Here is a 25,981-nt window from a genome sequence, read left to right as displayed (position 1 = left end):
CGGACCGTAGCTGTCCGCGAGGGCTGGCAGACTCGGGCGCATGGTGGAGACCTCCGCACGACTCCTGCGTCTGCTCTCGCTGCTCCAGGCCCACCGCGAGTGGTCCGGGGCCGACCTCGCCGAGAGGCTCGGAGTGACCCCGCGGACCGTGCGCCGCGACGTGGACCGGCTCCGCGAACTCGGCTACCCGGTCAACGCCACGCCCGGCACCGGCGGCGGCTACCAGCTCGGGGCCGGTGCCGAACTGCCGCCGCTGCTCCTCGACGACGAGGAGGCGGTCGCGGTCGCCGTCGGGCTCCGGTCCGCCGCGGGCCAGGGCGTCGAGGGCATCGGCGAGAGCTCCGTACGCGCCCTCGCGAAGCTTGAGCAGGTGCTGCCCGGGCGGCTGCGGCGCCGGGTGAGCGCCCTCAACGCCTTCACCGTGCCGATGCTGCGCACCCCGCGCGACCGGATCGACCCGGCCGTCCTGACCGAACTCGCGAACGCCTGCCGGGACGCGGAGCGGCTGCGCTTCGAGTACCGCGACCACGGCGGCGCCGCCACCCGCAGGACCGTCGAGCCGCACCGCCTGGTGTGCAGCGAGCGGCGCTGGTACCTGGTCGCCTGGGACCTCGACCGGGCCGACTGGCGGACCTTCCGGGTCGACCGGATCGTGCCGACGCCGCCGCACGGCCCCCGCTTCCCGCCCCGCGAGCCGCCCGCCGAGGACCTGGCCGCCTACGTGGCGAAGGGCGTGTCGACCGGCGCGTACCCCACCGAGGCGACGATCCGGCTGCACGTGCCGCTGGCGGAGGCCGCCGCGGCGGTGGGCGCCGCCGACGGGGTGCTGACGGGCGAGGGGGAGCACTCCTGCCTGCTGCGGACCGGGGCGCACGGTCTGGACCTGATGGTGATCCACGTGTCGATGATCGGCTTCGAGTTCGAGGTGCTCGACCCGCCGGAGCTGGTCGAGCGGGTGCGGGCGCTCAGGGACCTGTTGTCCCGGGCCCTCGACCGGTCGGACGGCGCTCCGGCGGCGGACTCGTGATCCGCAGCCGTTCGTACGCGGCGAACTCGGGGTGGTGCAGGTCGAAGGCGGGGGACTCGGAGCGGATCCGGGGCACGACCGCGAAGTTGTGCCGCGGTGGCGGGCAGGAGGTCGCCCACTCCAGCGAGCGGCCGAACCCCCACGGGTCGTCGACCTCGACCTTCTCGCCGTACCGCCAGGTCAGCCACACGTTGTAGAGGAACGGCAGGGTGGACGTGCCGAGCAGGAAGGCGCCGATCGTCGAGACCGTGTTGAGGGCGGTGAAGCCGTCGCTCTCCAGGTAGTCGGCGTACCGCCGCGGCATGCCCTCGGCGCCCAGCCAGTGCTGCACCAGGAAGGTGGTGTGGAAGCCGACGAACAGGGTCCAGAAGTGGATCTTCCCGAGGCGCTCGTCGAGCATCCGCCCGGTGAACTTCGGCCACCAGAAGGTGAAGCCGGCGAAGGTCGCGAAGACGACGGTGCCGAAGACCGTGTAGTGGAAGTGCGCGACCACGAAGTACGAGTCGGTGACGGCGAAGTCCATCGGCGGCGAGGCCAGGATCACCCCGGTGAGCCCGCCGAACAGGAACGACACCAGGAAGCCGACCGCCCAGAGCATCGGGGTCTCGAAGGACAGCGAACCGCGCAGCATGGTCCCGGTCCAGTTGAAGAACTTCACCCCGGTCGGCACCGCGATGAGGAAGGACAGCAACGAGAAGAAGGGCAGCAGCACCGCCCCGGTCGCGAACATGTGGTGCGCCCACACCACCACCGAGAGGCCGGTGATGGTCATGGTGGCGGCGATCAGGGTCACGTAGCCGAAGATCGGCTTGCGGGAGAAGACCGGGATGATCTCGCTGATGATGCCGAAGAACGGCAGCGCGATGATGTAGACCTCGGGATGGCCGAAGAACCAGAACAGGTGCTGCCAGAGCAGCGCGCCGCCGTTCTGCGGCTGGAAGACCACCGAGCCGAGCCGCCGGTCGGACTCCAGGACCAGCAGCGCCGCCGCGAGGACCGGGAAGGCCATCAACACCAGGATGGTGGTGAAGAGGACGTTCCAGGTGAAGATCGGCATCCGGAACATCGTCATGCCCGGCGCCCGCATCCCGATGATCGTCGCCAGGAAGTTCACCGAGGTGAGGATGGTGCCGAAACCGGAGAACGCGAGCCCCATGATCCACAGGTCGATGCCGACGCCGGGCGACCGCAGCAGGCTGTTGAGCGGGGCGTAGGCGGTCCAGCCGAAGGCGGCCGGGCCGGTCGGGGTGAGGAAGGAGCCGACCACCATCAGGCCGCCGAAGAGGAACAGCCAGTACGAGAACATGTTGAGCCGCGGGAACGCGACGTCGGGCGCGCCGATCTGGAGCGGCACCAGTTCGTTGGCGAAGCCCGCGAAGGTCGGGGTGGCGAAGAGCAGCAGCATGATGGTGCCGTGGATGGTGAAGGCCTGGTTGAACTCCTGGTTCGACACCAGCTGGAGCCCCGGCCTGGCCAGCTCGGCCCGCATCACCATCGCGAGCGTTCCCGCGATCAGGAAGAAGACGAACGAGGTCACCAGGTACAGGTGACCGATCTTCTTGTGGTCGGTCGTGGTGATCCAGTCGATCAGGATCCGCCCATGCCGCTGCCGCGGCGATTCGACGGCCGCGGTCTCGGTCTCGGTACCCATCCCCGGATGATGTCGCTCCCCGTACGGGCGGCCGGGGAGGCCGCCCCGACAGGTCGTCCGGTCGGCGGACGTCGTGTGCGAGTTGCGGGGAAAACGTGAATGCCGGGCGGGCGGTGCGGAGCCGGGAATTTCCGCCCCGAACACGGCCCCGCGGAATTCCCCGAGTCCTTGGCTGCGGTGTGCGAAGGCCTCGTGCGGATGACCGGGAATTCCCCGGGAAGCGGCTGGAAACGTTCGCTGCGAGGCGCCGGCGGTGCGTCAAACATATGTCGAGAAGCTGTGACACAAGCGTGACCGGCAGGGGACTAACGTGAGCTGTATGACACCCGAACACGCACCCGATACGTATGTGGGACTCGCCGAGGACGAGGCGGAACGGCTCGCCCGGATCCGGGGCTGGAGCGTCGTCCGGTCCCTGCCGCCGGGCTCGATCATCACCATGGAGTACCTGGAGGGGCGCATCAACTTCGAGGTCGACGAAGGCGTCGTCACCCGCGTCTGGCTCGGCTGAACACCGGGCCGCACGACACGCGGGAGGGCCCCGGCCGGTCCCACGGCCGGGGCCCTCCCGTGCGCCTGCGGCGGCTCAGCCTCCGGTCACCGGCCGCGAGTGCGGCGGGCGGCGGCTGCCGGCCGGACCGGCCGGACCGCGCTCCGAGCGCACCGCGTGACGGTCGGCGTGGGCTCGTGGGGCGGCCAGCGGCGGGGTCGGCAGACCCGCGCTCCGGCCGGCCGCGGACCGGCCCGAGCCGGCACCCACGGCCTCCCGGACCGACTCCTCGGCCCCGGCCGGGCGCTGCGGGAACAGCCCCGGCAGCGGACCGCCGGTCGCCACGGGCAGCGAGGGCACCAGCCGGCGGCGGGACCGCAGCTGCTCGCGCAGCCGGTCGCGCAGGCTCAGGATCCAGGCCTCCGCCACCGCGATCACCGGCTCGCACCAGGGCAGCGCGAGCAGGATGAGCAGGCCGGCGGCCCAGCCGAGCAGCACGTCGCTGAGCCAGTGCGTACCGAGGTAGACGGTGGTGAGGCCGACGCCGAGCGCGACCACGGCCGACAGGGCCGACAGATAGCGGCGGGCCCTCGGCGTGGTCGCCAGATAGGCCAGGATTCCCCAGGTCACGACCGCGTTCGCGGTGTGCCCGGACGGGAATATATCGCCGCCCGCGAAGAGCTCGGCGGAGCCGACCTGCGTCGCGTAGTGGGGGCCGAGCCGGCCGAGTCCGAGTTTCACCGCGCCGACCGTCGCGTTGAGCAACAGCAGTGCGGCGCCGAGGGAGAGCAGCGGGCGCAGGGTGTGCTGGCGCCAGGAGCGCCAGCCCAGCCAGGCCGCCACCATCACGGCCGTGGGGCCGCGCTGGCCGAGGACGACGTAGTAGTCGAGGAAGGCGTGCAGCTCCGGCCACTGCTGATAGGGCCGGAAGAGCATGATCTTCCAGTCGAGGGCCACCAGCCAGGTCGACAGCAGTACGGCGACGACGATGGCCAGGTAGAACGCCGACGTCCCGCCGAAGAGGGCGAGACGCGTGCGGGTCATCCGCGGGACCTCTATCTTCGGCGGTTCCGGCTCCCGGTCCAGCCGGGCAAAGATGTCGGTACGCACCCAATCGACGTTACAGGGAGTGAGTAGCGACCTCGGTCGTTCCGGTGCCTTCGTGATGACGATGTGATGTGGAGTTGCTCTCAGCCGCGCGTTTGTTCCCGTCGTCCGTCGGAAAATCCGATGACCTTCCGCCCTATTGTCGGAGGGGTGTTTCCGGAAGGGTGTTTGAGCGTCCGGAGAATTCCGCAAACGGCCGCACGAGGGGAATTGCGGCCGGCGCGCGGCCCGCCCCGAGTGGCGTACGCCACACTCCGCGGCCCGCCGGGGTGAGAGCTGCACCACGCGCTCGGGCCTTGAACTCGCGTACGCTGACGGCTCACTCGCCCGTCGATGCCGGGCCGCCCCGGGGCCGCTCCCCGGCCGGTGCCCGCCGAGCGCGAGGGCTTCACTGGGAGGTACGTACATGGCGCGGACGATCACGGCCGGAACGCGGCCGCGTCCCCAAGGCCGCGGAACCGACGGCGGTGCCAACCGCTGGGTCGTCCTCGTCGTCCTCTGCGTCAGCCTGCTGCTCGTCGCCCTCGACGCGACCGTGCTGCACGTCGCCGTCCCCTCCCTCACCGAGGACCTGCGCCCGAGCGCGACCGCGCTGCTGTGGATCGTCGACGCCTACCCACTGATCTGCGCCTCGCTCCTGATCCTCTTCGGCACCCTCGGTGACCGCGTCGGCCGCAGACGGGTGCTGCTGATCGGCTACGCCCTGTTCGGCGTCGCCTCGGCGGTCGCCGCGCTCGCCACCGCCCCCGAGGTCCTGATCGGCGCCCGCGCGCTGCTCGGCGTCGGCGGCGCGATGATCATGCCGGCGACGCTCTCCATCCTCCGCGCGGTCTTCCCCGACCGGCGCGAGCGGGCCACCGCGATCGGCATCTGGACCGCGACCGCCGCCATCGGTGCCGCGACCGGACCGGTGCTCGGCGGATTCCTGGTCGAGCACTACTGGTGGGGCTCGGTCTTCCTGATCAACATCCCGCTGATGGCGCTGATCCTGCCCCTCGGCCGCCTGCTGCTGCCCGAGTCGCGGGGCGGCTCCGACGGCCCCTGGGACGTGCTCGGCGCGCTGATGGCCGCGGCCGGAGTGCTCGGCCTCGTCCTCGGCGTCAAGCGGCTCGGCGCCGGCGATCCGCCGCTCGACCCGGCCACGGCCGCTCCGCTGCTGCTCGGCGCCGCGCTGCTGATCGTCTTCGTGCGGCGTCAGAGGCGGCGGGCGCACCCGCTGATCGACATGAGGCTCTTCGCCCGGGCCGCCTTCACCACCTCGGTCGGCTGCGTCGTGCTCGCCATGCTGGCCCTGGTCGGCCTGCAGCTGATCGCCGTCCAGTACCTCCAGCTGGTGCTCGGCCTCAGCCCCCTGGAGACCGGACTCCGACTGCTCCCGCTGACCTTCGCGGCCATGGCCGCCGGTGGCACCGGCTCGTACACCCTGCGCCGGCTCGGCCCGCGCCGGATGGTCGGCTGGGGCTTCGTGCTGACCGCCGCGGCGGTGCTGCTGCTCGTCCTCATGGGGCACCACGACCGGCCGCTGCTGCTCACCGTCGGCTTCGTGCTGCTCGGCTTCGGGCTGCAGACCACACTCTTCTCGGCGTACGAGTCGATGCTGAGCGAGGCCCCGCCGGAGAGCGCGGGCGGGGCGGCGGCCATCGGCGAGACCTCGTACCAGCTCGGCGCGGGCATGGGCACCGCGCTGCTCGGCAGCGTGATGAACGCGGCGTACGCGCCCGGCCTGAGCGGGGTGCCCGGGGTGCCGGAGAGCGCCGCCAAGGCCGCCACCAACTCGCTCGGCGAGGCCTACCAGGTCGCCGACCAGCTCGGCGGCACCGCCGGCGCGGCCCTGCACGCGGCCGCCCGGCACGCCTTCGTGAACGGTCTGCACGTGACGCTGTTCGTGAGCGCGGGCCTGCTGCTGGTCGGCGCGCTGATGGCCCTGCGTCTGCCGCGCGTCATGGACTGCGCGGCGATACAGGACCGGGAGGACGTCGAGGCCGCCGTGCCGGCACAGGCGCACGCGCCCACCGGGGGCGCGGTCCCGAAGGGCCGGCAGCTCGCGGACGCGGCGCCCGCGCGCGCGGAGCTCGCGGGTGCGGGGCAGGCCGCGGGGCCGGCCGACGAGGGGCGGTCGTGGCGCACGGCGGGCGAGGACCGGAAGCCGCGGACGGGGGGCGGGACCGCGGATGCCGTACGGGTCCCCGCCTCGCGGGGCCGTGCCGAGACGGCCGGCTCTGGCAGACCCGGCCACTGACGGGACCACCGGCCGCGCCGGGGGCCCGCCGCCCTCAGCTCTGGTTGAAGAAACCGTCCTGCGAGCGGCCCGCGGACTCGCCGCTGACGATCTGCGTGTCGGCCGGGGTCAGCAGGAAGACCCGGGTCGCCACCCGCTCGATCGAGCCGCGCAGACCGAAGGCGAGGCCGGCGGCGAAGTCGACCACGCGCTTGGCGTCGTTCGGCTCCATCGCGGTCAGGTTCACGATCACCGGGACCCCGTCCCGGAACAGCTCGCCGATGCCCCGGGCGTCCCGGAACCCGTCGGGGGAGACGGTCGCGATCCGACGGCCCTGCTCGTGCGCCGTGTCGGACGCCACCCGCACCCGCGGGTCCGTCACCCAGGCGTCGCCGCCGCCGCTCTCGGCACCGTCGGCGTACTCGTCGTCGTAGTAACGCTCGTCGTTGTCCTCGACGAGTCCCAGCCAGGCACTGGCCTTGCGCACCGATCCCATGGACGCCTCCTTTCAGCGCGGTCACTCGTGGTTCCGCAATCCCTATCGTCGTCCATGATGCGGATCGCGCGCCAAGTGGATAGTCGGCGCGCAGGGGATTCGTGACGGTACTGGTGCAGAACGTGAGGCTCGAAATCTGGCGATTCGTCAGGAATCCTGCGGTATGCCGGGGCTGACGGGGGGTCGGCTCGACAGGTGGAACATAAAATATGCAAGTCGGTCCGGAAGGGTGACGATGGCGGCGTACGGGTGAACTGATGCCCACGGCGCCTCCTCGGTACGATGCCCGACGCGGCCGCGCGGAACCTCGTGCGGCGAGGGCGCGAAGTACGGGGGAGTCACAGTGTTCGGAATCGTCAGGCCCTGCACGCACCGCCTCAGCGAGGGGCTCAAGACCGAGTGGATGGCCCATCTCTGCGGCCTCTGCCTGGCACTTCGCGCCGACCACGGGCAGCTCGCCCGGGTCGTCACCAACTACGACGGCCTGATCGTCTCCGTCCTGACGGAGGCTCAGACCGGCGCCACCGAGGCCGGGCGCCGCACCGCGGGACCCTGCCCGCTCCGCGCCATGCGGACCGCGCCGGTCGCGCGCGGCGAAGGCGCGCGGCTCGCCGCCGCCGTGTCGCTGGTGCTCGCCTCGGCGAAGATACGCGACCACGTCGCCGACCGGGACGGCCTGTTGGCCCGGCGCCCGGTCGCCGCCGCGGCCCGCCGGGTCGCCCGCTCCTGGGACCGGGCCGGCGCACGCACCGGCCGAGCGCTCGGCTTCGACACCGCCGTCCTGGTCGACGCGGTCGACCGGCAGACCGGCATCGAGGCCCTCGCGGGCCCCGGCACCCCGCTGCTCGCCGTCACCGAACCGACCGAGACGGCGACCGCGGCGGCCTTCGCGCACACCGCGGTCCTGGCCGGGCGCCCCGGCAACGCCGAACCCCTGGCCGAGGCCGGCCGCCTCTTCGGACGCCTCGCCCACCTCCTGGACGCCGTCGAGGACCAGGCCGCCGACGACGCCGTCGGCGCCTGGAACCCGCTCACCGCGACCGGCACCTCCCGCGAGGAGGCCCGCCGGCTCGCCGACGACGCGCTGCACGGCATCCGCCTCGCGCTGAAGGACGCCGAGTTCGCCGACCGCCGACTCGCCCATGTGCTCCTCGCCCACGAACTGCGCGCCTCCGTCGACCGCGCCTTCGGCACGACGACCTGCGCGCACGGGGCGCCGGGACCCGCTCAGGGCAATCCGTACGGCGGCGGTGCCCCCGGTCCGTACGGCTCGTACAACCCGCACGGCGGCGGCAACCCCTACGGCGGCGGGCCCGCGGGCCCCGCCGGCCCGGGCGGGCCCGGCGGGCTGCCGCCGCAGTTCGGCTCCGGCGGGCCGCAGCAGCCCAGGAAGCCCCGTGGCTTCCTCGCCGGCTGCGCCATGTTCACCTGGCTCTGCTGCACCTGCCAGATCTGCTGCGCCAAGGAGTACGAGGGCCCCTGGTCCCGCAAGAAGCGCGAGGGCTGCTGCTACAACTGCGACGGTCCGGACTGCTCGGGCTGCGACTGCTGCTGCCCCTGCGACGGGTGCTGACCCCGCTTCACTTCACGGGTGCCGGGATCTCCGGCGGTGAGATCCGGGACTCGGCGATGCCCGAGGCCGTCACGCCCCACTTCTTGAGGATGCGGTCGTAGGTCCCGTCCGCCTTCAGGCCGTTCACGGCGGCCTGGAAGGCGGGGGCCAGGGCCGTGCCCTTCTTGAAGGCGAAGCCGACGTCGAGGCGGCGGTACTCGTTGAGGAACTTGGTGCCCGGCTGCTGGGTCACCGCGTAGCGGATGCCGTTGATCGTGCTCATCACCACGTCGCTGCGGCCCTGCTGGAGCGACATCCAGACCGCCGCCGGCTCGTTGAAGACGTTCACCTCGTACGGCTTCCTGCCCGACGCCGCGCACCGGTCCCTGTTCTTCTCCAGGGTGCGCTCGAACGTGGTGCCCGCCCCGGTGGCCACCTTGAGGCCGCACAGCTGGGTGAGGTCGGTGACCGCTGCGAGCGTGCTGTCCGAGCGGGCCGCGAAGCCCTGGCCGTCGTTGACGTAGGTGACGAAGTCGATCGTCCTGCGGCGCTCCTCGGTCACACCGAAGTTCCCCGTACCGACGTCGTACTTGCCGCTGCCGAGCGCCGGCAGGATCGCCTCGAAGCCGGCCACCTCACGCTTCACGTCCAGGCCGAGCGCCTTCGCCGCCGCCTGCGCGAAGTCGGCGTCCAGGCCGACCACGGTCCGGCCGTCGGGCAGATAGGCCGAGCTCGGCGGACTGCCGACGGAGGAGGCGAGGGTCAGGGTGCCGCGCTGCCGCACGTCGGCGGGCAACAGCTTCGCCGCGGCCTCGTTCTTCCGCACGCCCGAGACCACGTCCTCGGTCGGGAGCGCGCCCTGCGCGCCCCCCTTCCCGGCCGCGCCGGCGGGTGCCGTCACCGGCTCGCCCGAGCCGCAGGCGGTGAGCAGCAGCGCCGCGGCCGTGATCAGCCCGAAGGCGGCGGTGTGGCGTTTCGTGCGCGTGGTCGCGCGGGGCGTCGTACGGGGGGTGCTCATGGGCTCGGGGTCTCCAGGTGCTTCTCGAACGGCAGCGGTCCGATCGACTCGGGGTCCGCGGCGACGTCGAAGAGGGGGCGGTATCCGGTCGCCAGATAGAGGCCCTTGGCCTCGGGCTGGCGCGGACCGGTGGTCAGGTAGACGCGGGTGTAGCCGCGTTCGGCGGCCTCACGTTCCAGTTCGGTCAGGACCCTGCGCGCGAGCCCGCGCCTGCGGTGCCCGGAGTGGGTCCAGATCCTCTTCAGTTCGGCGGTGTGCTCGTCATAGCGGCGGTAGGCGCCGCCCGCGACGGGCCTCCCCTGCTCCAGGAGCAGCAGGAACGCCCCGCGCGGAGGGGCGAACTCCTCCGCCGGATAGCGGCTCAGGTCCTCCGACGAGCCGTAGCGGGTCGTGTACTCGTGCGCCAGCTCGTCGAGGAGCGGGCGTGCCAGGGGGTCGGTGGTCGTGGTCCGGTGCACGGACAACGCGAAGGTCATGACGGTCCTTCAGGACGAAGGAGAGGAACGGGAGAGGAAGGCGAAGAAGGCGAAGAAGGGGGAGAGCAAAGGAGGGAGAAGGGCGGGGAGGGGAGCAGGGAACGCTGAGCGAGGGGCGTCAGGCTCGGGTACTCGACCGGTGTACGCAGGTGAAGGCGCCGCGGAGAACAGCACGCGGGCAGGGAGGAGCAGGGGGTCGGCTCAACAGGAAGAGGACCACACACGACCGAAGTCGATGTGGGAGCGCGTGACCAGCCACTGCTGCGGATGCATGGCCCAAGTGGAACAGGCATCCGTTTCCGCGTCAACCACGATGAGACGTACGGCTCATCATCCGGACGCACTTGACAGGCCGCCGTGCGCTCCGCGTAGCGTGAAGGCGCGGACCGAGCTGAGGGGCTGAGGTCCGCGGCTCACCGCGCGCTGAAGGCGCATCCCGTGTTCGATCCGTCCCTGGAATCCACGGAGCCTTCGCCATGTCCGCGATCCTCGCCAAAGCCTCCGCCCCCGCGCCCGCCCCGACCCCGTCCGAACCGGCGCTCCCGATCGTCCCGGCCCGTCGCACCGGCCAGTGGGCCGCCGCCGGCGCCGTCCTCGTCCTGGTCGCCCTCGGGCTGTACTCCGTCGTCACCAACCAGGCCTTCCAATGGGACGTGGTCGGCGCCTACTTCACGTCCACCGCCGTCCTGCGCGGCCTCGGGCTCACGCTGTGGCTGACCGCCGTCGTGATGGTGCTCGGCTTCGTCATCGGCACCCCGCTGGCCGTGCTCCGGCTCTCCGCCAACCCCGTGCTGCGCGCGGTCAGCTGGGGTTACGTGTGGTTCTTCCGGTCCACGCCGATCCTGGTCCAGCTGCTGTTCTGGTTCAACATCGGCGCCCTGTACCCGACCGTCCTCGGCATCCACACCGTCGACCTGCTCGGCCCCGTCTCCGTCGCCGTCATCGGCCTCACCCTCCACGAGGGCGCCTACGCCGCCGAGGTCGTCCGCGGCGGCGTCCTCTCCGTCGACCGCGGTCAGATCGAGGCCGCGCAGTCCCTCGGACTCGGCCGCCGGCGCCGGCTCACCAGGATCGTGCTGCCCCAGGCGATGCGCTCGATCGTGCCGCCCGCCGGCAACATGCTCATCGGCACGCTCAAGGGCACCTCGATCGTCTCCGTCATCGCCGTCCAGGACCTGCTCTACTCCGTGCAGCTCGTCTACCACCGCACCTACCAGGTCATCCCGCTGCTCCTGGTCGCGACCGTCTGGTACGTCCTGGTCACCTCCGTCCTCAGCGTCGGACAGCACTACGTCGAGCGGCACTACGCGCGCGGCACGGGCGGCACGCGATGAGCGCCGGACGCCCCTCGATCGTCGTCGTCGGCGCCGGGCCCCGAGGCACCGGCTTCCTCGAACGCCTCGCCGCCAACCTGCCCGAGCTGTACGGCGACCGGCCCCTCGACGTGCACCTCGTTGACCCGCACCCGGCCGGCCCCGGGCGCATCTGGCGCACCGCCCAGTCCCCGCTGCTCTGGATGAACTCCCGGGCGGAGGACGTCACCATGTTCACCGACGAGACCGTCCGGATCGACGGGCCCGTACGCCCCGGGCCCAGCCTCGCCGAGTGGGCCGGCATCGACGGCCGCGCCTTCCCCAGCCGCCCCCAGCAGGGCGCCTATCTGCGCTGGGTGCACGCGCGGGCCAGGGCCGACCTGCCGGCCGCCGTCACCGTGCACGAGCACCCCACCACCGCGCTGCGCGTCACCGGCCCGCGCGACGGGCGGCAGCGGGTCTGGCTCGACGGGCACGCCGTACCGCTCGCCGCCGACCTCGTGGTCCTCGCCCTCGGCCACCTCGACGCCCGGCCCGACGCCCGGCTGCGCGGGACGGCCGAGTTCGCCGCCCGGCACGGCCTGGTGCACCTGCCGCCCGAGTTCACCGCCGACTCCGACCTGTCGGTCCTGCCGGCCGGCGAGCCCGTCCTGGTGCGCGGCTTCGGCCTCGCCTTCGTCGACCTGACGGTCCTGCTCACCGAGGGGCGGGGCGGTCGGTACGAGGAGCACCCCGAGGACGCCGACCGGCTGGTGTACGTGCCGTCCGGCCGGGAGCCCGTGCTGCACGTCGGATCACGGCGCGGAGTCCCGTACCACTCCAAGATCGGCTACGAGACCGCCGGCGAACGCCCGCCGCTGCCGCGCTTCTTCGGACCCGCCGAGGTCGACGCGCTGCTCGCCGCCGGTCGGCCGGTCGACTTCCGGCGCGACCTGTGGCCGCTCGTCGCCAAGGAGCTCGGCTGGGCCCACTACCACCGGCTCTTCGCCGCCCACCCGGAGCGCACCGCCGTCGCCCGGCAGGCCTTCGAGGAGCGTTACGCGGCCGCCGCCCCCCTCGGCCCGGAACTGGACGCCCTGGTCGCCCGAGCCGTACCGGACCCGGCCGACCGCTTCGACCCGGACGCCCTCGACCACCCGCTCGCCGGGCTCCGCTACGCCTCCTCCGACGCTCTCCAGGACGGCCTGCGCCGGTACATCGCCGATGACCTGGCCCGCCGTCACGACCCCGCGTACAGCACCGACCTGGCCGTCTTCGAGGCCCTGCTCTCCGTCTACGGACAGCTGGCGCGGTTCGGCGACATCGGCGACCCCGGCAACTGGTGGCACGGCTTCTTCAGCTACCTCGCCTCCGGCCCGCCCGGCCCCCGGCTGCGGCAGCTGCTCGCCCTCTCCGACGCCGGGATCGTCCGCTTCCTCGGCGCCGACGTCACGATCGAGACCGACGAGGAACGCGGCGTCTTCCGGGCCTCCTCGTCGAGCCTGCCGGGGGAGTGGACCGAAGCCCGCGCCCTCGTCGAGGCCCGGCTCCCCGACCCCACCGTGGCGGACACCGCGGACCCGCTGCTCCGCGCCCTGCACGCGGACGGCGCCCGTGCCACCGACGCCGGGCTGCTCGCCGTCGACCCCGGCGACGGCCGGGTCCTCGGGCGCGACGGACGCCCGCACCCGCGGCGCTTCGCGCTCGGCCCGCACACCACCTCCCGGGCGGGCGCGGCCTTCACCCGGCCCCGTACCGGCGGCTTCGCCTTCCGCCAGAACGACCGGACCGCGCGCACCGCGCTCGCGCTGCTGCGCGACCTGTCCTGTCCGGCGGAGGCCGCCCCCGCGTCCGTGCCGGCGATCGCCTGAGCCTGTCGGTCCGTCGGTCCGTCGGTCCGTCGGTTCGTTGCCCGGCCGCCCGTCCGCCTGTCGCCCGGCCGCCCGTCCGCCTGTCCCGCCCGACCGCCCGTCCCCGTGCCGAACTCCCGTCTCCGAGGTACCCCATGTCCCTGACCAGTGATCCGCCCGTCGACCTCGCGCGGGCGAAGACCCCCGTCACCGACCCGCCGGCCCTGAGGATCGTGCCCGTACGCCGTCCCTGGCGCTGGGTCGCCGTCGCCGCCACCGCCGTCGTGCTCGCCCAGTTCCTGCACGGTCTCGTCACCAACCCCGGCTGGGAGTGGGACGTCTTCGCCCGCTTCTTCGCCACCGACGCGGTCCTCCAGGCGGTCTGGGTCACCCTCCAGCTGACCTTCTACGGCACCGTCCTCGGCTTCGCCCTGGGGATCGTGCTCGCCTTCATGCGCCTGTCCGCGAGCCCCTTCCTGAAGGCGGTCGCCTTCGGCTACATCTGGGCCTTCCGCTCGATCCCGCTCATCGTCCAGCTGCTGTTCTGGTTCAACCTGGCCTACCTGTACGAGGAGCTGAGCCTCGGCATCCCCTTCGGGCCGAGCTTCTGGGCCTTCGACACCATGGGCCTGGTCGGCGCGATGAGCGCGGCCGTCCTCGGCCTCGCCCTCCACCAGGCCGCCTACGCGGCGGAGATCGTCCGCGGCGGCGTCCTGGCCGTGGACACCGGTCAGCTGGAGGCGGCGGCCTCCCTCGGCATCCCGCGACTGCGCCGGCTGCGGCGGATCGTGCTGCCGCAGGCCATGCGCGCGATCCTGCCCAACGCCGCCAACGAGATCATCTCGCTCTTCAAGGGCACCTCGATCGTCTCCGTCATGGCGATCGGCGAGCTCTTCTACCAGGTCCAGGTCGTCTACGGCCGCAACGGGCGGGTCGTCCCGCTCCTGATGGTCGCCACCGTCTGGTACGTCCTGCTCACCACGGTGCTCTCCGTCGTCCAGCACTACGTCGAACGTCACTACGCGAAGGGGAGCACCCGATGAGCTCCATGGTCGAAGTCCGGTCCGTCCACAAGAGCTTCGGGGACCTCCGGGTGCTGCGCGGCATCGACCTCGACGTCCGGCCCGGCGAGGTCACCGTCGTCCTCGGCCCGTCCGGCTCCGGCAAGTCCACCCTGCTGCGCACCATCAACCACCTGGAGAAGGTCGACAGCGGCACCGTCAGCGTCGACGGCACCCTCGTCGGCTACCGCCGCTCCGGCGACAAGCTGTACGAGCTGCCCGAGCGCGAGGTCCTCAAGCAGCGCACCCGGATCGGCTTCGTCTTCCAGAACTTCCACCTCTTCCCGCACCTCACGGTCCTGGAGAACATCGTCGAGGCCCCGGTCTCCGCCCTGAAGCGCCCCCGCAAGGCCGCCGAGGCCGCCGCCCTGAAACTGCTCGACCGGGTCGGCCTCGCCGACAAGGCCGGTGACTACCCCCGGCAGCTGTCCGGCGGGCAGCAGCAGCGGGTCGCCATCGCCCGCGCGCTCGCCCTCGAACCGGCGCTGCTGCTCTTCGACGAGCCGACCTCCGCACTCGACCCGGAGCTGGTCGGCGAGGTGCTCGACGTCATCAAGGACCTGGCGGCCGGCGGCACCACCATGATCGTGGTCACCCACGAGATCGGCTTCGCGCGAGAGGTCGCCGACACGGTCGTCTTCATGGACGAGGGCCGGATCGTCGAGCAGGGCCCGCCCGCCGAGGTCCTGGACAGCCCCCGCCACGAACGCACCCGCGCCTTCCTCTCCAAGGTCCTCTGACCCCACCGGCCCTCCCGCCACCTCAGGTCCTCCCGGCACCACCAGTCCTCCCGCCACCTCAGGACCAGCGCTCCCACCTCCTCCGTGGTCTTCCGATCACCTCCGAGGTCCTCCCACCGACCCCATCGAAGGAGTTCCCCATGTCCCTCCGCCACCGTCCGCTCGTCGTCGCCCTCGCCGCGCTCTCCGCCCTCGGCCCGCTCACCGCCTGCGGCGCGAGCGACGCCGCCACCGACCAGGTCGCGCCCAAGGGCCAGAAGGGCGGCACCACGATCAACCTCGGCCCGGACCAGCAGCGCGTCCACACCGCCAAGGTCGACGCCATCGCCGCCAAGCTCCCCGAAGCCGTCCGCAAGCGCGGGACGCTCAGCCTCGGCGTCTCCACCGGCAGCGCCCCGCCGCTCGCCTTCTACGCCACCGACGACAGAACCCTGATCGGCGCCGAGCTCGACATCGCCACCCTCGTGGCCGACACCCTCGGAGTGGAGCCCGAGTTCTCCCCGGTCTCCTGGGAGAACCTCTTCGTCGGCCTCGACAGCGGCAAGTTCGACGGCGTGTTCTCCAACGTGACCGTCACCGAGGAGCGCAAGGACAAGTACGACTTCGCCACCTACCGCCTGGACGACCTGGCCTTCGAGGCCAAGAAGGGCGCCGGCTGGAAGGTCGCGGGCCCCGCCGACGTCGCGGGGCGGACCATCGCGGTCAGCTCCGGCACCAATCAGGAGAAGATCCTGGTCGACTGGAGCCGGCAGAACGAGAAGGCGGGCCGCAAGCCGGTCGACATCACGTACTTCCAGAACCAGACCGACTACTACCTGGCACTCCAGTCCGGCCGCATCGACGCCTACCTCGGCCCGAACCCGACCTCCGCCTACCACGTCGCCTCGGCCGGCCAGACCGAGATCGTGGGCAAGTTCTCCGGCGCCGGCGCCGGGCTCCAGGGCAAGATCGCCGCCACCACGAAGAAGGACAGCGGCCTCGTCGACGCCTATGCCGCCGCTCTGAACCACGTCATCGAGAACGGCACCTACGCGCAGGTCCTCAAGCGCTGGGGGCTGAGCACCGAGGCGGTGACGAGCTCCGAGACCAACCCGCCCGGCCTGCCCCGCACCAAGAACTGACGTGTGGAAAGGTGACACACCATGAGTACGGATGCAGCCCGGGGCGCGCACGGCGACGACCCCCGGCAGGAGTGGCAGCACTGGCACGAGCAGCGGACGGCGGCGGTCGCCTCGTCCTACGGACCGCTCTCGCTGACCGGCACGTACTGGCTCTCGGACTACCCGGAAGGGCGAATTCCGGACGTTCCCGGGGAGTGGCGGGCCGAGGGCGACGAGGTCGTCCTGACGGCGGGTGCCGAGGACGCGATCACCGTCGACGGCAAGCCGCTGATCGGCACCGTGCGGCTGACCGCCGACCACCCCCCGATCCACGAGTCACGGGCCGAGTCGGCCGGCCGCCGGCTCGTCGTCCTGCGGCGTGAGGGGGAGTGGGCGGTGCGGGACTTCGACCCCGAGTCGGAGGCGCGGCGCGCCTTCCGGGGCATCGAGGCCACGCCGTACGACGACGCGTGGGTGCGGCCGGGGGTGTTCCGCCCGTACGCCGAGGACCGGCACGTACGGGTGGAGAACGCGGACGGCAAGGAGCGCGGGCTGGGGCTCGCCGGTGAGCTGGTCTTCGACCTGCACGGTGCCGAGCACAGCCTGCAGGTGGCGGTGGAGGACGACGGTACGCTCTGGGCGGTCTTCGCGGACGCCACCAGCGGGCGGGACAGCTATCGCTTCCGGTTCCTCCGGCCGCCCGCGCCGGCGGCGGACGGCTCGGTGACGGTGGACCTGAACCGGGCGCTGCTGCCGCCGTGTGCGTTCGCGGCGCACTTCATCTGCCCCTTCCCGCCGCCGGGGAACACGCTGGACACGGCGGTCGCGGCGGGGGAGCGGCGGGTCGTCGAGGGCTGAACCTGCCGGCCACGGACGGCGCGGGCCTACGGGGGGCCGCGCCGTCCGCGCGTGTCCGCGCGCGTAGACAAGGGGTGCGGGCGGTCTTGTGTGTTCCGTTTCGAGCGGCCAGTATCGCTGGCGGTGCATGTCAGGAACACGTCACCTGACGGTGCCTCATGGGCCCGTCACCCACGGGTCCCTCCGCCGTACCCCGAAGGAGAACAGTGAGGACCACGCGCATCCGACTGCTCGCCGTCGCCGCCGCCGTCACGGCTGCCACCGCCCTCGGTCTGCCCGGCGCCCAGGCCGCCCCCGCTCCCGGACCCGCGAGCGCCGCGGCGCTCGCCCGCGCGGACGCCGCCGTGCTGAAGGCGGACGTCGGCGGCACCGCCTGGTACGTCGACAAGGCCTCCGGCAGAGTCGTCGTCACCGCCGACTCCACGGTCTCCGAGGCCGGCCTCGCGAAGATCCGCCAGACCGCCGGCGCCGACGCCGGAGCCCTGCGCATCGAGCGGGCCCCCGGTGTCTTCAAGCCGCTGCTCGCCGCCGGCGACGCCATCTACGGCGGCGGCTACCGCTGCTCGCTCGGCTTCAACGTCCGCAGCGGCAGCACCTACTACTTCCTCACCGCCGGCCACTGCGGCAACGTCGCGAACACCTGGTACGCCAACTCCGCGCAGTCCACGCTGATCGGCGCCACCGTCGGCTCCAGCTTCCCGGGCAACGACTACGCCCTGGTTCGCTACGACAACACCTCGCTCAGCCACACCGGCGGCTTCACCGCGGCCGATGCCTACGTGGGCGAGTCCGTCAAGCGCTCCGGCTCCACCACCGGCACCCGCAGCGGTACCGTGACCGGCCTCGACGCCACCGTCCACTACTCCGGTGGCGGCACCGTGCGCGGCATGATCCAGACCAACGTCTGCGCCGAGCCCGGCGACTCGGGCGGTGCCCTCTACGACGGCACCAAGGCGCTCGGCATCACCTCCGGCGGCAGCGGCAACTGCTCGACCGGAGGCACCACGTTCTACCAGCCGGTGCCGGAGGCGCTCGCCAAGTACAAGGTCAGCCTCTACTGAGGCCCAGGACTGGACCGAGGTCGCGTCCTGGACCGAGGCCGAGGCAGACCTGAGCAACTCCCGTATAAAGCTGGTCAGTTGAAGGATGTACGGCCGAAAGCAGCCCTTGCGGCGCGAAGTCGTACGGCCTGAGACTCCCCCACAGCGCGGGCCCCCCAAGGCCGCGGCTCACGGGTCCGGCCACCCCCACGGCGGACCCCCGATTCCCCTCTGGAGGAACGAGAAGTGAGGACCACGCGCACCACCCCCACGAGAACGATCCGGATGCTCGCCGTGGCGACCGGTCTGATCGCCGCGGCGGCGATCGCCGTTCCCGCCGCCAATGCCGACTCCGCCGCGTCGGCCGGCACCTTCACTGCCTCCCAGCTCTCGGCCGCGGGCGACGCCGTCCTCGCCGCCGACGTGCCGGGCACCGCCTGGAACCTCGACCCGGCGACCAACAAGATGGTCGTCACCGTCGACTCCACCGTCTCCCAGGCGGAGATAGCCAAGATCAAGCGCCAGGCCGGCGCCAACGCCGGAGCCCTGCGCATCGAGCGCACCTCCGGCACCTTCAGGAAGCTGATCTCCGGCGGTGACGCCATCTACGCGAGCAGCTGGCGCTGCTCGCTGGGCTTCAACGTCCGGGACAGTGCGGGGAACTACTACTTCCTCACCGCCGGTCACTGCACCGACGGCGCGGGCACCTGGTGGTCCAACTCCGGCCGGACCACGGTGCTCGGCTCCACCTCCGGCTCCAGCTTCCCGACCAACGACTACGGCATCGTGCGCTACACCAACACCACGGTGACCAAGTCCGGCACGGTCGGCAGCGTCGACATCACCAGCGCCGCCAACGCCACGGTCGGCATGTCGGTCACCCGCCGCGGCTCCACCACCGGCACCCACAGCGGCTCGGTCACCGGTCTCAACGCCACCGTGAACTACGGCGGCGGCGACATCGTCTACGGCATGATCCGCACCAACGTGTGCGCGGAGCCCGGCGACTCCGGCGGCCCGCTCTACTCCGGGAGCCGCGCCATCGGCCTCACCTCGGGCGGCAGCGGCAACTGCTCCTCCGGCGGCACCACCTTCTTCCAGCCGGTCACGGAGGCGCTCAGCGCGTACGGCGTGAGCGTCTACTGAGTCGAGTCGCCCCCGGCGACGCGCAGCGACAGCACGACGGGTGCCCCCGGCGGACGCGCCGGGGGCACCCCTCGTCTCCGTCGGGCCGTCTCAGGCCGGTGCGGGCCCGCCCACCTCCGAGGCGATCGGCTCCGGCTCCGGCTTCCGCTTCAACGAGGACATCACCAGGGTGACGACCGTGCCGACGACCGCCCAGGCCGACAGGACCAGCATCGAGGCGGTCATGTCGTTGCCCTTGAAGTACGCGATCGAGCGCGCCGCCCAGGTGCCCGCGCCCGGCGGGAGGTACGGGCCGATCGCCTTCCAGAACGGCGGCAGCATCGGCAGCGGGAAGGCGCCGCCCGCGCTGGGGTTGCCCGCGACCACGATGAGCAGGATCGCCAGCCCGATGCCGACGATCCCGAACACCGACTGCAGGGCGAGGGTGGCGGCACCCGCCGCGAAGACCACCAGGGTGCCCAGGCCCCACAGCGCGGCGACGCTGCCGGGCAGGGCGCCGAGGATCGGGCCGACGATGATCGCGCCGCCGAGGCCGCCGAGGGCCGCGTAGAGCGCGAGCGCCCCGAGCCGGATGATCGCCCGCTCCCGGTTGGCCGGCCGTGAACCGGCGCTGATCGCCAGGATCGCGGCGCAGATGTAGCCGCCGACGCACCAGCCGACGACGAGGTAGAAGGCGGAGAGTCCGTCGAAGTCCTGCGGGGAGGCCGGGGCCACGTCGACGGTCCGCACGGCGCGCTGGTTGGCCGCCTCCAGCTGGGTGAACATCTGCTCCAGGGTGGTGGAGAGCACGGTGCCACCACCGGAGGCGACGAGCAGGGTGTCGGTGCGGCCCCGTGGGTCGACGATCAGGGCTCCGTCGATCTCCCGGTTCAGGATCTGGTCCCGCGCCTCGTCGGCGGTCGCGACCGTGCGCGGGTCGAGCGGATCGCCGGGCAGCTTCTCCAGCCGGTTCACGAGGACGGTGGACGCCTGCTGCGGGGCGACCACACCGAAGGGCACGTCCGTGGGCTTCGGATCGTGCAGGGCCCCGACGTACGAGGTGATGAACAGGAGCTGGAGGGCGAAGACGCCCACGACCAGCAGGGCTGCCCGGGGGGTGACGGCGCTCTTCAGTTCGTCGACGAAACTCATGCCCCCACGCTCCGGGCAAGGGGGTGTTCGCGCAGGTGGGGCGGGTCTGAACGGCTGACGTCGCACGGTTATCGTACGGACGTTCGAAAATGAGCTACGCTGGGTTCGAGGGGGTGGGAACGTATGTACGAATTCGAGTGTGGGAGGTGTGGCGCATGCCGGGGTTCACGCATCTGCACACCGCGTCGGGCTTCTCCCTGCGCTACGGCGCCTCCCACCCGGCCCGGCTGGCCGAGCGCGCCGCCGAGCGCGGCATGGACGCCCTCGCCCTGACCGACCGCGACACCGTCGCGGGCGTGGTCCGCTTCGCCAAGGCCTGTGAGAAGGAGGGGGTCCGCCCGCTCTTCGGCGTCGACCTCGCGTACGAGCCGTTCCTGGCCCCCGTCCCGCCCGGCGCGGGACCGCGCGGCGCTGGACCGGACCGCGCGGGACCGGACGGCGCGGGACCGGACGGCGCGGGACCGGACGGGCGCCCGGCACCCGGTGGCGGCCGCGGCGGGCGGACCTCCGCGCGGCGGCTGCCCGTACGGGGCGGGGCCTTCGTGGACGAGTCCGCGCCGCGGGCCGTCTTCCTCGCCCGCTCCCGGGCCGGCTGGGCCGCTCTCTGCGCGCTCGTCACCGCCGCCCACGCCCACGCGGGGGAAGGGCGGCCCGTCCTGCCCCGGGCCGCCCACCACGGCGACGGACTCTTCGTCCTGCTCGGCTCCGGCTCCGACGTCGGTCGCGCCCTCGCCGCCGGCCGGCCCGACCGGGCCGCGCGCCTGCTCGTCCCCTGGCGCGAGCGGTACGGCGACGCCCTGTGCCTGGAGGTCGTGCACCACGGGCGCTCCGGCACCGGGCCCGGCTCGCTGCGGCTCGCCGCCCGTACCGTCGGCTTCGCCGCAGAGCAGGGCGTCCGGCCCGTGCTCGGCAACGAGGTCCGGTACGCCGACCCCGGTCAGGGCCCGGTCGCCGACGTGCTCGACTCCGCCCGCCGGCTCGTCCCCGTCGACCCGCGCGCCGGGCTCGACAGCGGCGAGGCCTGGCTCAAGGGTGCCGACGACATGCTGGCCTGCGCCGAGCGGATCGTCGAGGCCGCGGGCTTCCGCCAGGACGCCGCGCACCGGCTCCTGGAGCGCACCGAGGCCGTCGCCGCCGCCTGCCTGGTCGACCCCGAGGACGACCTCGGCATGGGCTCCGCGCACTTCCCCGAGCCGTACCTCGTCGGCGCCGCCCACCGCACCGCCCAGCGCGTGCTCGCCTCCCGGGCCGCCGCCGGCATGGTCCTCAAGGGCTACGACCGCCGCCCCGACCGGCGCGCCTACTGGGACCGGATGCACCACGAGCTCGACATCATCGCCCACCACGGCTTCGCCAGTTACTTCCTGACGGTCGCCCAGGTCGTCGACGACGTACGGGAGATGGGCATCCGGGTGGCCGCACGCGGCTCCGGCGCCGGCTCCCTCGTCAACCACCTCCTCGGCATCGCCCACGCCGACCCGGTCGAGCACGGCCTGCTGATGGAACGCTTCCTGTCCAAGCGCCGCACCGCCCTGCCCGACATCGACGTCGACGTGGAGTCCGCCCGCCGCATCGAGGTCTACCGGGCGATCCTCGACCGCTTCGGCGCCGAGCGGGTCGTCACCGTCGCCATGCCCGAGACCTACCGGGTCCGCCACGCGGTACGGGACGTCGGCGCCGCCCTGTCCATGGACCCGGCCGAGACCGACCGGATCGCCAAGGCCTTCCCGCACATCCGCGCCCGGGACGCCCGCGCCGCCCTCGACGAACTGCCCGAACTGCGCGAGCTCAAGGCCGAACGGGCGGGGAACACCCGCTTCTGGGAGCTGGTCGAGGCCCTCGACGCGCTGCCCCGCGGCATCGCCATGCACCCCTGCGGCGTGCTCCTCTCGGACGCCTCGTTGCTCGGCCGTACCCCCGTCGTGCCCACCAGCGGCGAGGGACTGCCCATGTCGCAGTTCGACAAGGAGGACGTGGAGGACCTCGGCCTGCTCAAGCTCGACGTCCTCGGGGTCCGGATGCAGTCCGCGATGGCGCACGCCGTCGCCGAGGTCGAGCGGGCCACCGGCACGCGCCCGGACGTCGACGCCGTCCCGCCCGGCGACCCCGACACCTACCGGCTGATCCGCTCCACCGAGACCCTGGGCTGCTTCCAGATCGAGTCGCCCGGCCAGCGCGACCTGGTGGGCCGGCTCCAGCCCGAGAACTTCCACGACCTCGTCGTCGACATCTCCCTCTTCCGGCCCGGCCCGGTCGCCGCCGACATGGTCCGCCCGTTCATCGAGGCCCGGCACGGCCGCGCCCCCGTCCGCTACCCCCACCCCGACCTGACGGACGCCCTGAAGGAGACGTACGGCGTCGTCGTCTTCCACGAGCAGATCATCGAGATCGTCAGCATCATGACCGGCTGCGGCCGCGACGAGGCCGACCAGGTCCGCCGCGGGCTCTCCCACCCCGAGTCGCAGGGGAGGATCAGGACCTGGTTCGCCGAGCAGGCACGGCGCAAGGGGTACGCCGACGAGGTCGTCGCCCGCACCTGGGAGATCGTCGAGGCCTTCGGCTCGTACGGCTTCTGCAAGGCGCACGCGGTGGCCTTCGCCGTGCCGACCTACCAGTCGGCCTGGCTCAAGGCGCACCACCCGGCCGCCTTCTACGCGGGGCTGCTCACCCACGACCCCGGCATGTACCCGAAGCGGCTGCTGCTCGCGGACGCCCGGCGGCGCGGGGTGCCCGTGCTGCCGCTCGACGTGAACCGGTCGGCGGTCGCCCATCGCATCGAGCGGGTGGCCGGCGGCGGCACGGAGGCCTGGGGCCTCCGGCTCGGCCTCACCGACGTCCACGGCATCAGCGAGGCCGAGGGCGCCCGCATCGAGGCCGGACAGCCCTACGCCTCCCTGCTCGACTTCTGGGAGCGGGCCCGTCCGCGCAAACCCGTCGCCGAACGCCTCGCCCAGGTGGGCGCGCTGGACGCCTTCGGCGCCAACCGCCGCGACCTGCTCCTGCACCTGACCGAACTGCACCGCGTCCAGCGCGGCACCGCCTCCTACGGCGGACAGCTCCCGCTCGCCCAGGGCCGCAAGACCGCCCCCGTCGGCCTGCCCGACCTCGACGAGACCGAACGGCTCAGCGCCGAACTCGGCATCCTCGGCATGGACGCCTCCCGCCACCTCATGGGCGACCACCGGGCCTTCCTGCGCGAACTCGGCGTCGTGTCCGCCCAGCAGCTGCGCTCGGCCCGGCACGGCCGGACCGTCCTGGTCGCCGGCGCCAAGGCGGCCACCCAGACCCCGCCGATCCGCTCGGGCAAGCGGGTCATCTTCACCACCCTCGACGACGGCACCGGCCTGATCGACCTCGCCTTCTTCGACGACTCCCACGAGCGCTGCGCCCACACCGTCTTCCACTCCTGGCTGCTGCTCGTCCGGGGCGTGGTGCAGCGGCGCGGACCGCGCAGCCTCAGCGTGGTCGGCTCCGCCGCCTGGAACCTCGCCGAACTGGCCGAACTGCGGGCCGCCGGTGGCCTGCAGGCGGTGGGGGAGCGCCTCTCCGAGCCCGCGACCGAGCCGGCCGCCGAGTCTCCCGGAGAGGCCGGCACCGGCCGCCGGATCACGATGTCCACCGGCTACACGATGAACCCCTGGGCCGACCTCCAGCCGGCCGGGGAAGGCGCCGCCACACCGGCGCGGAAACTGTGGCACAGCAGTCCGGGGAGCGCGGGATGATCCTTTGCGTACGGTTCCGACTGGAGCGCGCGGGGGAGGTGATGCTCCCCCAGCTGATCGACCTCCTGGGCGAGTTCACCCCGGTCGTCGAGGCGGCCCCGCCCGGCGAGGCGCTCGCCGACGTGCGCGGCGCGCTGCGCTACTTCGGCTGGAGCCCGGCCGAACTGGCCTCGGTGATCCGGGTCAGGGCGCTCGCCCTGTACGGGGTCGACTGCGTGATCGGCGCCGGACCCAACCCCTTGCTGGCCCGCATGGCGGCCCGTGAGGCCCGGCCCGGCGTCACCCTGGTCGTCGAGGACCCGGCGGCCTTCCTGCGGGACCGGCCGGTCGTCGCCCTCGACGGGGTCGGCCGCGCCACCGCCCGTACCCTCTGCGGCTACGGTCTCGACTCCGTCGGCCGGGTCGCCGACGCACCGCTCGCCGTCCTCCAGCGGCTCGTCGGCGCCAAGGTCGGCCGCGAGCTGTGGGAACGCGCCCGCGGCATCGACCGCACCCCCGTCGTCCCCGGCGAGCTCTCCCGCTCCCTGGCGGCCGAACGCGCCTTCCCCCAGGACGAGTTGAACCCCGGCGAGCACCGCAGGGCGCTGCTCTCGCTGACCGGGGAGCTGGGTGCACGGATGCGGGCCGAGGGCCAGGTGTGCCGCTCGCTGACGGTCACCGTGCGCTATGCGGACCGCACCACGTCGAGCCGCACCCGCACCCTGCGCGAACCCACAGCCCACTCGACCGACCTCACCACGCTCGCGTACGCGATCCTCGCCTCGTTCGGTCTCCAGCGGGCCCGCGTCCGGGGCGTCGCCCTGCGCGCCGAGGGCCTGGCCCCTGCCGAGGGCGCCGCCCACCAGCTGACCTTCGACCCGGCGGACGACAAGGCCCGCCGTATCGAGGCGGTGGCGGACCGCGCCCGCGCGAAGTACGGCCCCAGGGCGGTGCTGCCGGGCTCGCTGGCGGCCTGAACCGGCGCGTCGGACGGAGCCGCGTCGACACGGCACTTTTTACCGACGCGTAACTTCCCCTCGAACCTACTGGTGCGTAGCTTGGCTGGAAGCGCATCCCCACTTGTGGTCCGGACCGCAGGGCGTAAGGCACCCCTCTTTCCCCTTGAGCCGCAAGGAGATCGCCCGATGCTGCCCTGGAAGCACGCCGTCAGAGCGCTGTCCGTCCTGCTGCTGACCGCCGCCGCAAGCCTCACCCCCACCGCCGCCCAGGCGGACACCGCCCAGACCGAGTCCGCCACGAGCCGCGGCTGGAACGACTTCTCCTGCAAGCCGTCCGCCGAGCACCCCCGCCCGGTCGTCCTCGTCCACGGCACCCTCGGCAACTCCGTCGACAACTGGCTGGGACTCGCGCCGTACCTCGTCAACCGGGGCTACTGCGTCTTCTCGCTCGACTACGGCCAGCTGCCGAACGTGCCGTTCTTCCACGGGCTCGGCCCGATCGACAAGTCCGCCGAACAGCTCGACGCCTACGTCGACCGGGTCCTCGCCGCCACCGGCGCCCGGAAGGCGGACCTCGTCGGGCACTCGCAGGGCGGCATGATGCCCCGCTACTACCTGAAGTTCCTCGGCGGCGGCGAGAAGGTGAACGCCCTCGTCGGCATCGCCCCCGACAACCACGGCACCACCCTCAGCGGCCTCACCAAGCTCCTGCCCTACTTCCCGGGCGCCGAGGACCTGCTGAAGGCCTCGACCCCGGGGCTCGCCGACCAGATCGCCGGCTCCGCGTTCCTCACCAAGCTGAACGCGGGCGGCGACACCGTGCCCGGCGTGCGGTACACGGTGATCGCCACCCGCTACGACGAGGTCGTCACGCCCTACCAGTCGGGCTGGCTCTCCGGCCCGAACGTCGACAACGTCCTGCTCCAGGACCGGTGCGCGCTCGACCTGTCCGAGCACGTGGCGATCGGGACGGTGGACCGGATCGTCTTCCACGAGGTGAACAACGCCCTCGACCCGGCCCACGCGACCCCGACCACCTGCCTGTCGGTCGTCGGCTAGCGCCTCCAG

At 72.7% G+C, this 25,981-nt stretch carries 21 protein-coding genes; 15 read left to right on the top strand and 6 right to left on the bottom strand.

The genetic code is table 11. The annotated features are described in order from the left end of the window. The first annotated feature begins 40 nt into the window (after window positions 1–40). Window positions 41–1,027 carry a YafY family protein gene (locus tag AB0M16_RS25500; RefSeq protein ID WP_365346697.1) on the top strand — a complete coding sequence of 329 codons (987 nt, stop codon included), beginning with the start codon at window positions 41–43 and terminating at the stop codon, window positions 1,025–1,027. Here the strand turns inward: AB0M16_RS25500 and ctaD are convergent. Further along, window positions 966–2,678 (bottom strand): cytochrome c oxidase subunit I, encoded by a 1,713-nt coding sequence (gene ctaD / locus AB0M16_RS25495; RefSeq protein WP_365346695.1) that lies wholly within the window; start codon window positions 2,676–2,678, stop codon window positions 966–968. The two genes, AB0M16_RS25500 and ctaD, sit on opposite strands and share 62 nt — an antisense overlap. A gap of 319 nt (window positions 2,679–2,997) precedes the next feature. Here ctaD and AB0M16_RS25490 point away from each other — a divergent pair, with 319 nt between their 5' ends. Then, on the top strand, window positions 2,998–3,189 hold the full coding sequence (locus AB0M16_RS25490) for an I78 family peptidase inhibitor (RefSeq protein ID WP_365346693.1): 192 nt from the start codon (window positions 2,998–3,000) through the stop codon (window positions 3,187–3,189). A 75-nt stretch (window positions 3,190–3,264) separates the two neighbouring features. Here the strand turns inward: AB0M16_RS25490 and AB0M16_RS25485 are convergent, their stop codons facing one another. Beyond that, window positions 3,265–4,278 carry a phosphatase PAP2 family protein gene (locus AB0M16_RS25485; RefSeq protein WP_365346691.1) on the bottom strand — a complete coding sequence of 338 codons (1,014 nt, stop codon included), beginning with the start codon at window positions 4,276–4,278 and terminating at the stop codon, window positions 3,265–3,267. Window positions 4,279–4,681: 403 nt separating this feature from the next. Between AB0M16_RS25485 and AB0M16_RS25480 the strand changes: the two genes are divergently transcribed. Then, window positions 4,682–6,514 carry an MFS transporter gene (locus AB0M16_RS25480; RefSeq protein ID WP_365346689.1) on the top strand — a complete coding sequence of 611 codons (1,833 nt, stop codon included), beginning with the start codon at window positions 4,682–4,684 and terminating at the stop codon, window positions 6,512–6,514. A gap of 34 nt (window positions 6,515–6,548) precedes the next feature. On the opposite strand, the gene sepF is transcribed toward AB0M16_RS25480, so the two are convergent. Further along, the gene (sepF, locus tag AB0M16_RS25475) at window positions 6,549–6,989 is read right to left on the bottom strand and encodes a cell division protein SepF (RefSeq protein WP_365346687.1); all 441 of its coding nucleotides are present in this window, start codon (window positions 6,987–6,989) and stop codon (window positions 6,549–6,551) included. A 343-nt stretch (window positions 6,990–7,332) separates the two neighbouring features. On the opposite strand from sepF, the gene AB0M16_RS25470 reads away from it, so the two are divergent. Continuing rightward, window positions 7,333–8,562 (top strand): DUF5685 family protein, encoded by a 1,230-nt coding sequence (locus AB0M16_RS25470; RefSeq protein WP_365346685.1) that lies wholly within the window; start codon window positions 7,333–7,335, stop codon window positions 8,560–8,562. Between the two features lie 7 nt (window positions 8,563–8,569). Here the strand turns inward: AB0M16_RS25470 and AB0M16_RS25465 are convergent, their stop codons facing one another. Together AB0M16_RS25465 and AB0M16_RS25460 are read right to left on the bottom strand one after the other, a co-directional pair. Then, a complete protein-coding gene (locus AB0M16_RS25465; protein WP_365346683.1) occupies window positions 8,570–9,559 on the bottom strand; it encodes an ABC transporter substrate-binding protein in 990 nt (329 codons plus the stop codon). Continuing rightward, on the bottom strand, window positions 9,556–10,035 hold the full coding sequence (locus AB0M16_RS25460) for a GNAT family N-acetyltransferase (RefSeq protein ID WP_365346681.1): 480 nt from the start codon (window positions 10,033–10,035) through the stop codon (window positions 9,556–9,558). Before AB0M16_RS25460 ends, AB0M16_RS25465 begins: the two co-directional genes overlap by 4 nt. Window positions 10,036–10,511: 476 nt before the next feature. Between AB0M16_RS25460 and AB0M16_RS25455 the strand changes: the two genes are divergently transcribed. From AB0M16_RS25455 to AB0M16_RS25420, 8 genes are all read left to right on the top strand, one after another. Further along, entirely contained in the window at window positions 10,512–11,369 is an 858-nt protein-coding gene (locus tag AB0M16_RS25455; protein ID WP_365346680.1) for an amino acid ABC transporter permease, read from the top strand. After that, on the top strand, window positions 11,366–13,198 hold the full coding sequence (locus AB0M16_RS25450; RefSeq protein WP_365346678.1) for an FAD/NAD(P)-binding protein: 1,833 nt from the start codon (window positions 11,366–11,368) through the stop codon (window positions 13,196–13,198). The genes AB0M16_RS25455 and AB0M16_RS25450 overlap by 4 nt, the downstream gene beginning before the upstream one ends. A 134-nt stretch (window positions 13,199–13,332) precedes the next feature. Continuing rightward, the gene (locus AB0M16_RS25445; protein ID WP_365346676.1) at window positions 13,333–14,220 is read left to right on the top strand and encodes an amino acid ABC transporter permease; all 888 of its coding nucleotides are present in this window, start codon (window positions 13,333–13,335) and stop codon (window positions 14,218–14,220) included. Window positions 14,221–14,225: 5 nt separating this feature from the next. Beyond that, window positions 14,226–14,978 (top strand): amino acid ABC transporter ATP-binding protein, encoded by a 753-nt coding sequence (locus tag AB0M16_RS25440; RefSeq protein WP_365346793.1) that lies wholly within the window; start codon window positions 14,226–14,228, stop codon window positions 14,976–14,978. A gap of 140 nt (window positions 14,979–15,118) precedes the next feature. Then, window positions 15,119–16,099 (top strand): ABC transporter substrate-binding protein, encoded by a 981-nt coding sequence (locus tag AB0M16_RS25435; protein ID WP_365346674.1) that lies wholly within the window; start codon window positions 15,119–15,121, stop codon window positions 16,097–16,099. Between the two features lie 21 nt (window positions 16,100–16,120). Further along, window positions 16,121–16,936, top strand: a complete 816-nt coding sequence (locus AB0M16_RS25430; protein WP_365346672.1) for a DUF1684 domain-containing protein — start codon at window positions 16,121–16,123, stop codon at window positions 16,934–16,936. A 206-nt stretch (window positions 16,937–17,142) separates the two neighbouring features. After that, window positions 17,143–17,997, top strand: coding sequence for a S1 family peptidase (locus AB0M16_RS25425; protein ID WP_365346670.1), 855 nt, complete (start codon window positions 17,143–17,145; stop codon window positions 17,995–17,997). 264 nt (window positions 17,998–18,261) lie between these two features. Beyond that, the gene (locus tag AB0M16_RS25420; RefSeq protein WP_365346791.1) at window positions 18,262–19,122 is read left to right on the top strand and encodes a S1 family peptidase; all 861 of its coding nucleotides are present in this window, start codon (window positions 18,262–18,264) and stop codon (window positions 19,120–19,122) included. A 90-nt stretch (window positions 19,123–19,212) separates the two neighbouring features. Here AB0M16_RS25420 and AB0M16_RS25415 read toward each other — a convergent pair whose 3' ends face one another. Beyond that, complete coding sequence (locus tag AB0M16_RS25415; RefSeq protein ID WP_365346668.1) at window positions 19,213–20,253, bottom strand: DUF3533 domain-containing protein; 1,041 nt, start codon at window positions 20,251–20,253, stop codon at window positions 19,213–19,215. 155 nt (window positions 20,254–20,408) lie between these two features. On the opposite strand from AB0M16_RS25415, the gene AB0M16_RS25410 reads away from it, so the two are divergent. The 3 genes from AB0M16_RS25410 to AB0M16_RS25400 all read left to right on the top strand — a co-directional run bounded on the left by AB0M16_RS25410 (window position 20,409) and on the right by AB0M16_RS25400 (window position 25,972). After that, window positions 20,409–23,975 (top strand): DNA polymerase III subunit alpha, encoded by a 3,567-nt coding sequence (locus tag AB0M16_RS25410; protein ID WP_365346666.1) that lies wholly within the window; start codon window positions 20,409–20,411, stop codon window positions 23,973–23,975. Beyond that, window positions 23,972–24,931, top strand: coding sequence for a hypothetical protein (locus tag AB0M16_RS25405; protein ID WP_365346664.1), 960 nt, complete (start codon window positions 23,972–23,974; stop codon window positions 24,929–24,931). Before AB0M16_RS25410 ends, AB0M16_RS25405 begins: the two co-directional genes overlap by 4 nt. A 168-nt stretch (window positions 24,932–25,099) precedes the next feature. Then, window positions 25,100–25,972 (top strand): alpha/beta fold hydrolase, encoded by an 873-nt coding sequence (locus AB0M16_RS25400; protein ID WP_365346662.1) that lies wholly within the window; start codon window positions 25,100–25,102, stop codon window positions 25,970–25,972. Window positions 25,973–25,981: the final 9 nt, after the last annotated feature.

The sequence above is a fragment of the Streptomyces sp. NPDC051921 genome (genome assembly GCF_040680975.1).
In the GTDB taxonomy this organism is placed as follows: Bacteria; Actinomycetota; Actinomycetes; order Streptomycetales; family Streptomycetaceae; genus Streptomyces.
The sequence above is the reverse complement of the archived record's forward strand: the minus strand, read 5'-3'. Positions and strand labels throughout refer to the sequence as shown.

Bases quoted from the DNA above. Each gene is read 5' to 3' on its own strand.
- AB0M16_RS25500 (WP_365346697.1), top strand. From the start codon at position 41: ATGGTGGAGACCTCCGCACGACTCCTGCGTCTGCTCTCGCTGCTCCAG.
- ctaD (WP_365346695.1), bottom strand. From the start codon at position 2,678: ATGGGTACCGAGACCGAGACCGCGGCCGTCGAATCGCCGCGGCAGCGG.
- AB0M16_RS25490 (WP_365346693.1), top strand. From the start codon at position 2,998: ATGACACCCGAACACGCACCCGATACGTATGTGGGACTCGCCGAGGAC.
- AB0M16_RS25480 (WP_365346689.1), top strand. From the start codon at position 4,682: ATGGCGCGGACGATCACGGCCGGAACGCGGCCGCGTCCCCAAGGCCGC.
- sepF (WP_365346687.1), bottom strand. From the start codon at position 6,989: ATGGGATCGGTGCGCAAGGCCAGTGCCTGGCTGGGACTCGTCGAGGAC.
- AB0M16_RS25465 (WP_365346683.1), bottom strand. From the start codon at position 9,559: ATGAGCACCCCCCGTACGACGCCCCGCGCGACCACGCGCACGAAACGC.
- AB0M16_RS25460 (WP_365346681.1), bottom strand. From the start codon at position 10,035: ATGACCTTCGCGTTGTCCGTGCACCGGACCACGACCACCGACCCCCTG.
- AB0M16_RS25455 (WP_365346680.1), top strand. From the start codon at position 10,512: ATGTCCGCGATCCTCGCCAAAGCCTCCGCCCCCGCGCCCGCCCCGACC.
- AB0M16_RS25450 (WP_365346678.1), top strand. From the start codon at position 11,366: ATGAGCGCCGGACGCCCCTCGATCGTCGTCGTCGGCGCCGGGCCCCGA.
- AB0M16_RS25445 (WP_365346676.1), top strand. From the start codon at position 13,333: ATGTCCCTGACCAGTGATCCGCCCGTCGACCTCGCGCGGGCGAAGACC.
- AB0M16_RS25440 (WP_365346793.1), top strand. From the start codon at position 14,226: ATGGTCGAAGTCCGGTCCGTCCACAAGAGCTTCGGGGACCTCCGGGTG.
- AB0M16_RS25435 (WP_365346674.1), top strand. From the start codon at position 15,119: ATGTCCCTCCGCCACCGTCCGCTCGTCGTCGCCCTCGCCGCGCTCTCC.
- AB0M16_RS25430 (WP_365346672.1), top strand. From the start codon at position 16,121: ATGAGTACGGATGCAGCCCGGGGCGCGCACGGCGACGACCCCCGGCAG.
- AB0M16_RS25420 (WP_365346791.1), top strand. From the start codon at position 18,262: ATGCTCGCCGTGGCGACCGGTCTGATCGCCGCGGCGGCGATCGCCGTT.
- AB0M16_RS25415 (WP_365346668.1), bottom strand. From the start codon at position 20,253: ATGAGTTTCGTCGACGAACTGAAGAGCGCCGTCACCCCCCGGGCAGCC.
- AB0M16_RS25410 (WP_365346666.1), top strand. From the start codon at position 20,409: ATGCCGGGGTTCACGCATCTGCACACCGCGTCGGGCTTCTCCCTGCGC.
- AB0M16_RS25405 (WP_365346664.1), top strand. From the start codon at position 23,972: ATGATCCTTTGCGTACGGTTCCGACTGGAGCGCGCGGGGGAGGTGATG.
- AB0M16_RS25400 (WP_365346662.1), top strand. From the start codon at position 25,100: ATGCTGCCCTGGAAGCACGCCGTCAGAGCGCTGTCCGTCCTGCTGCTG.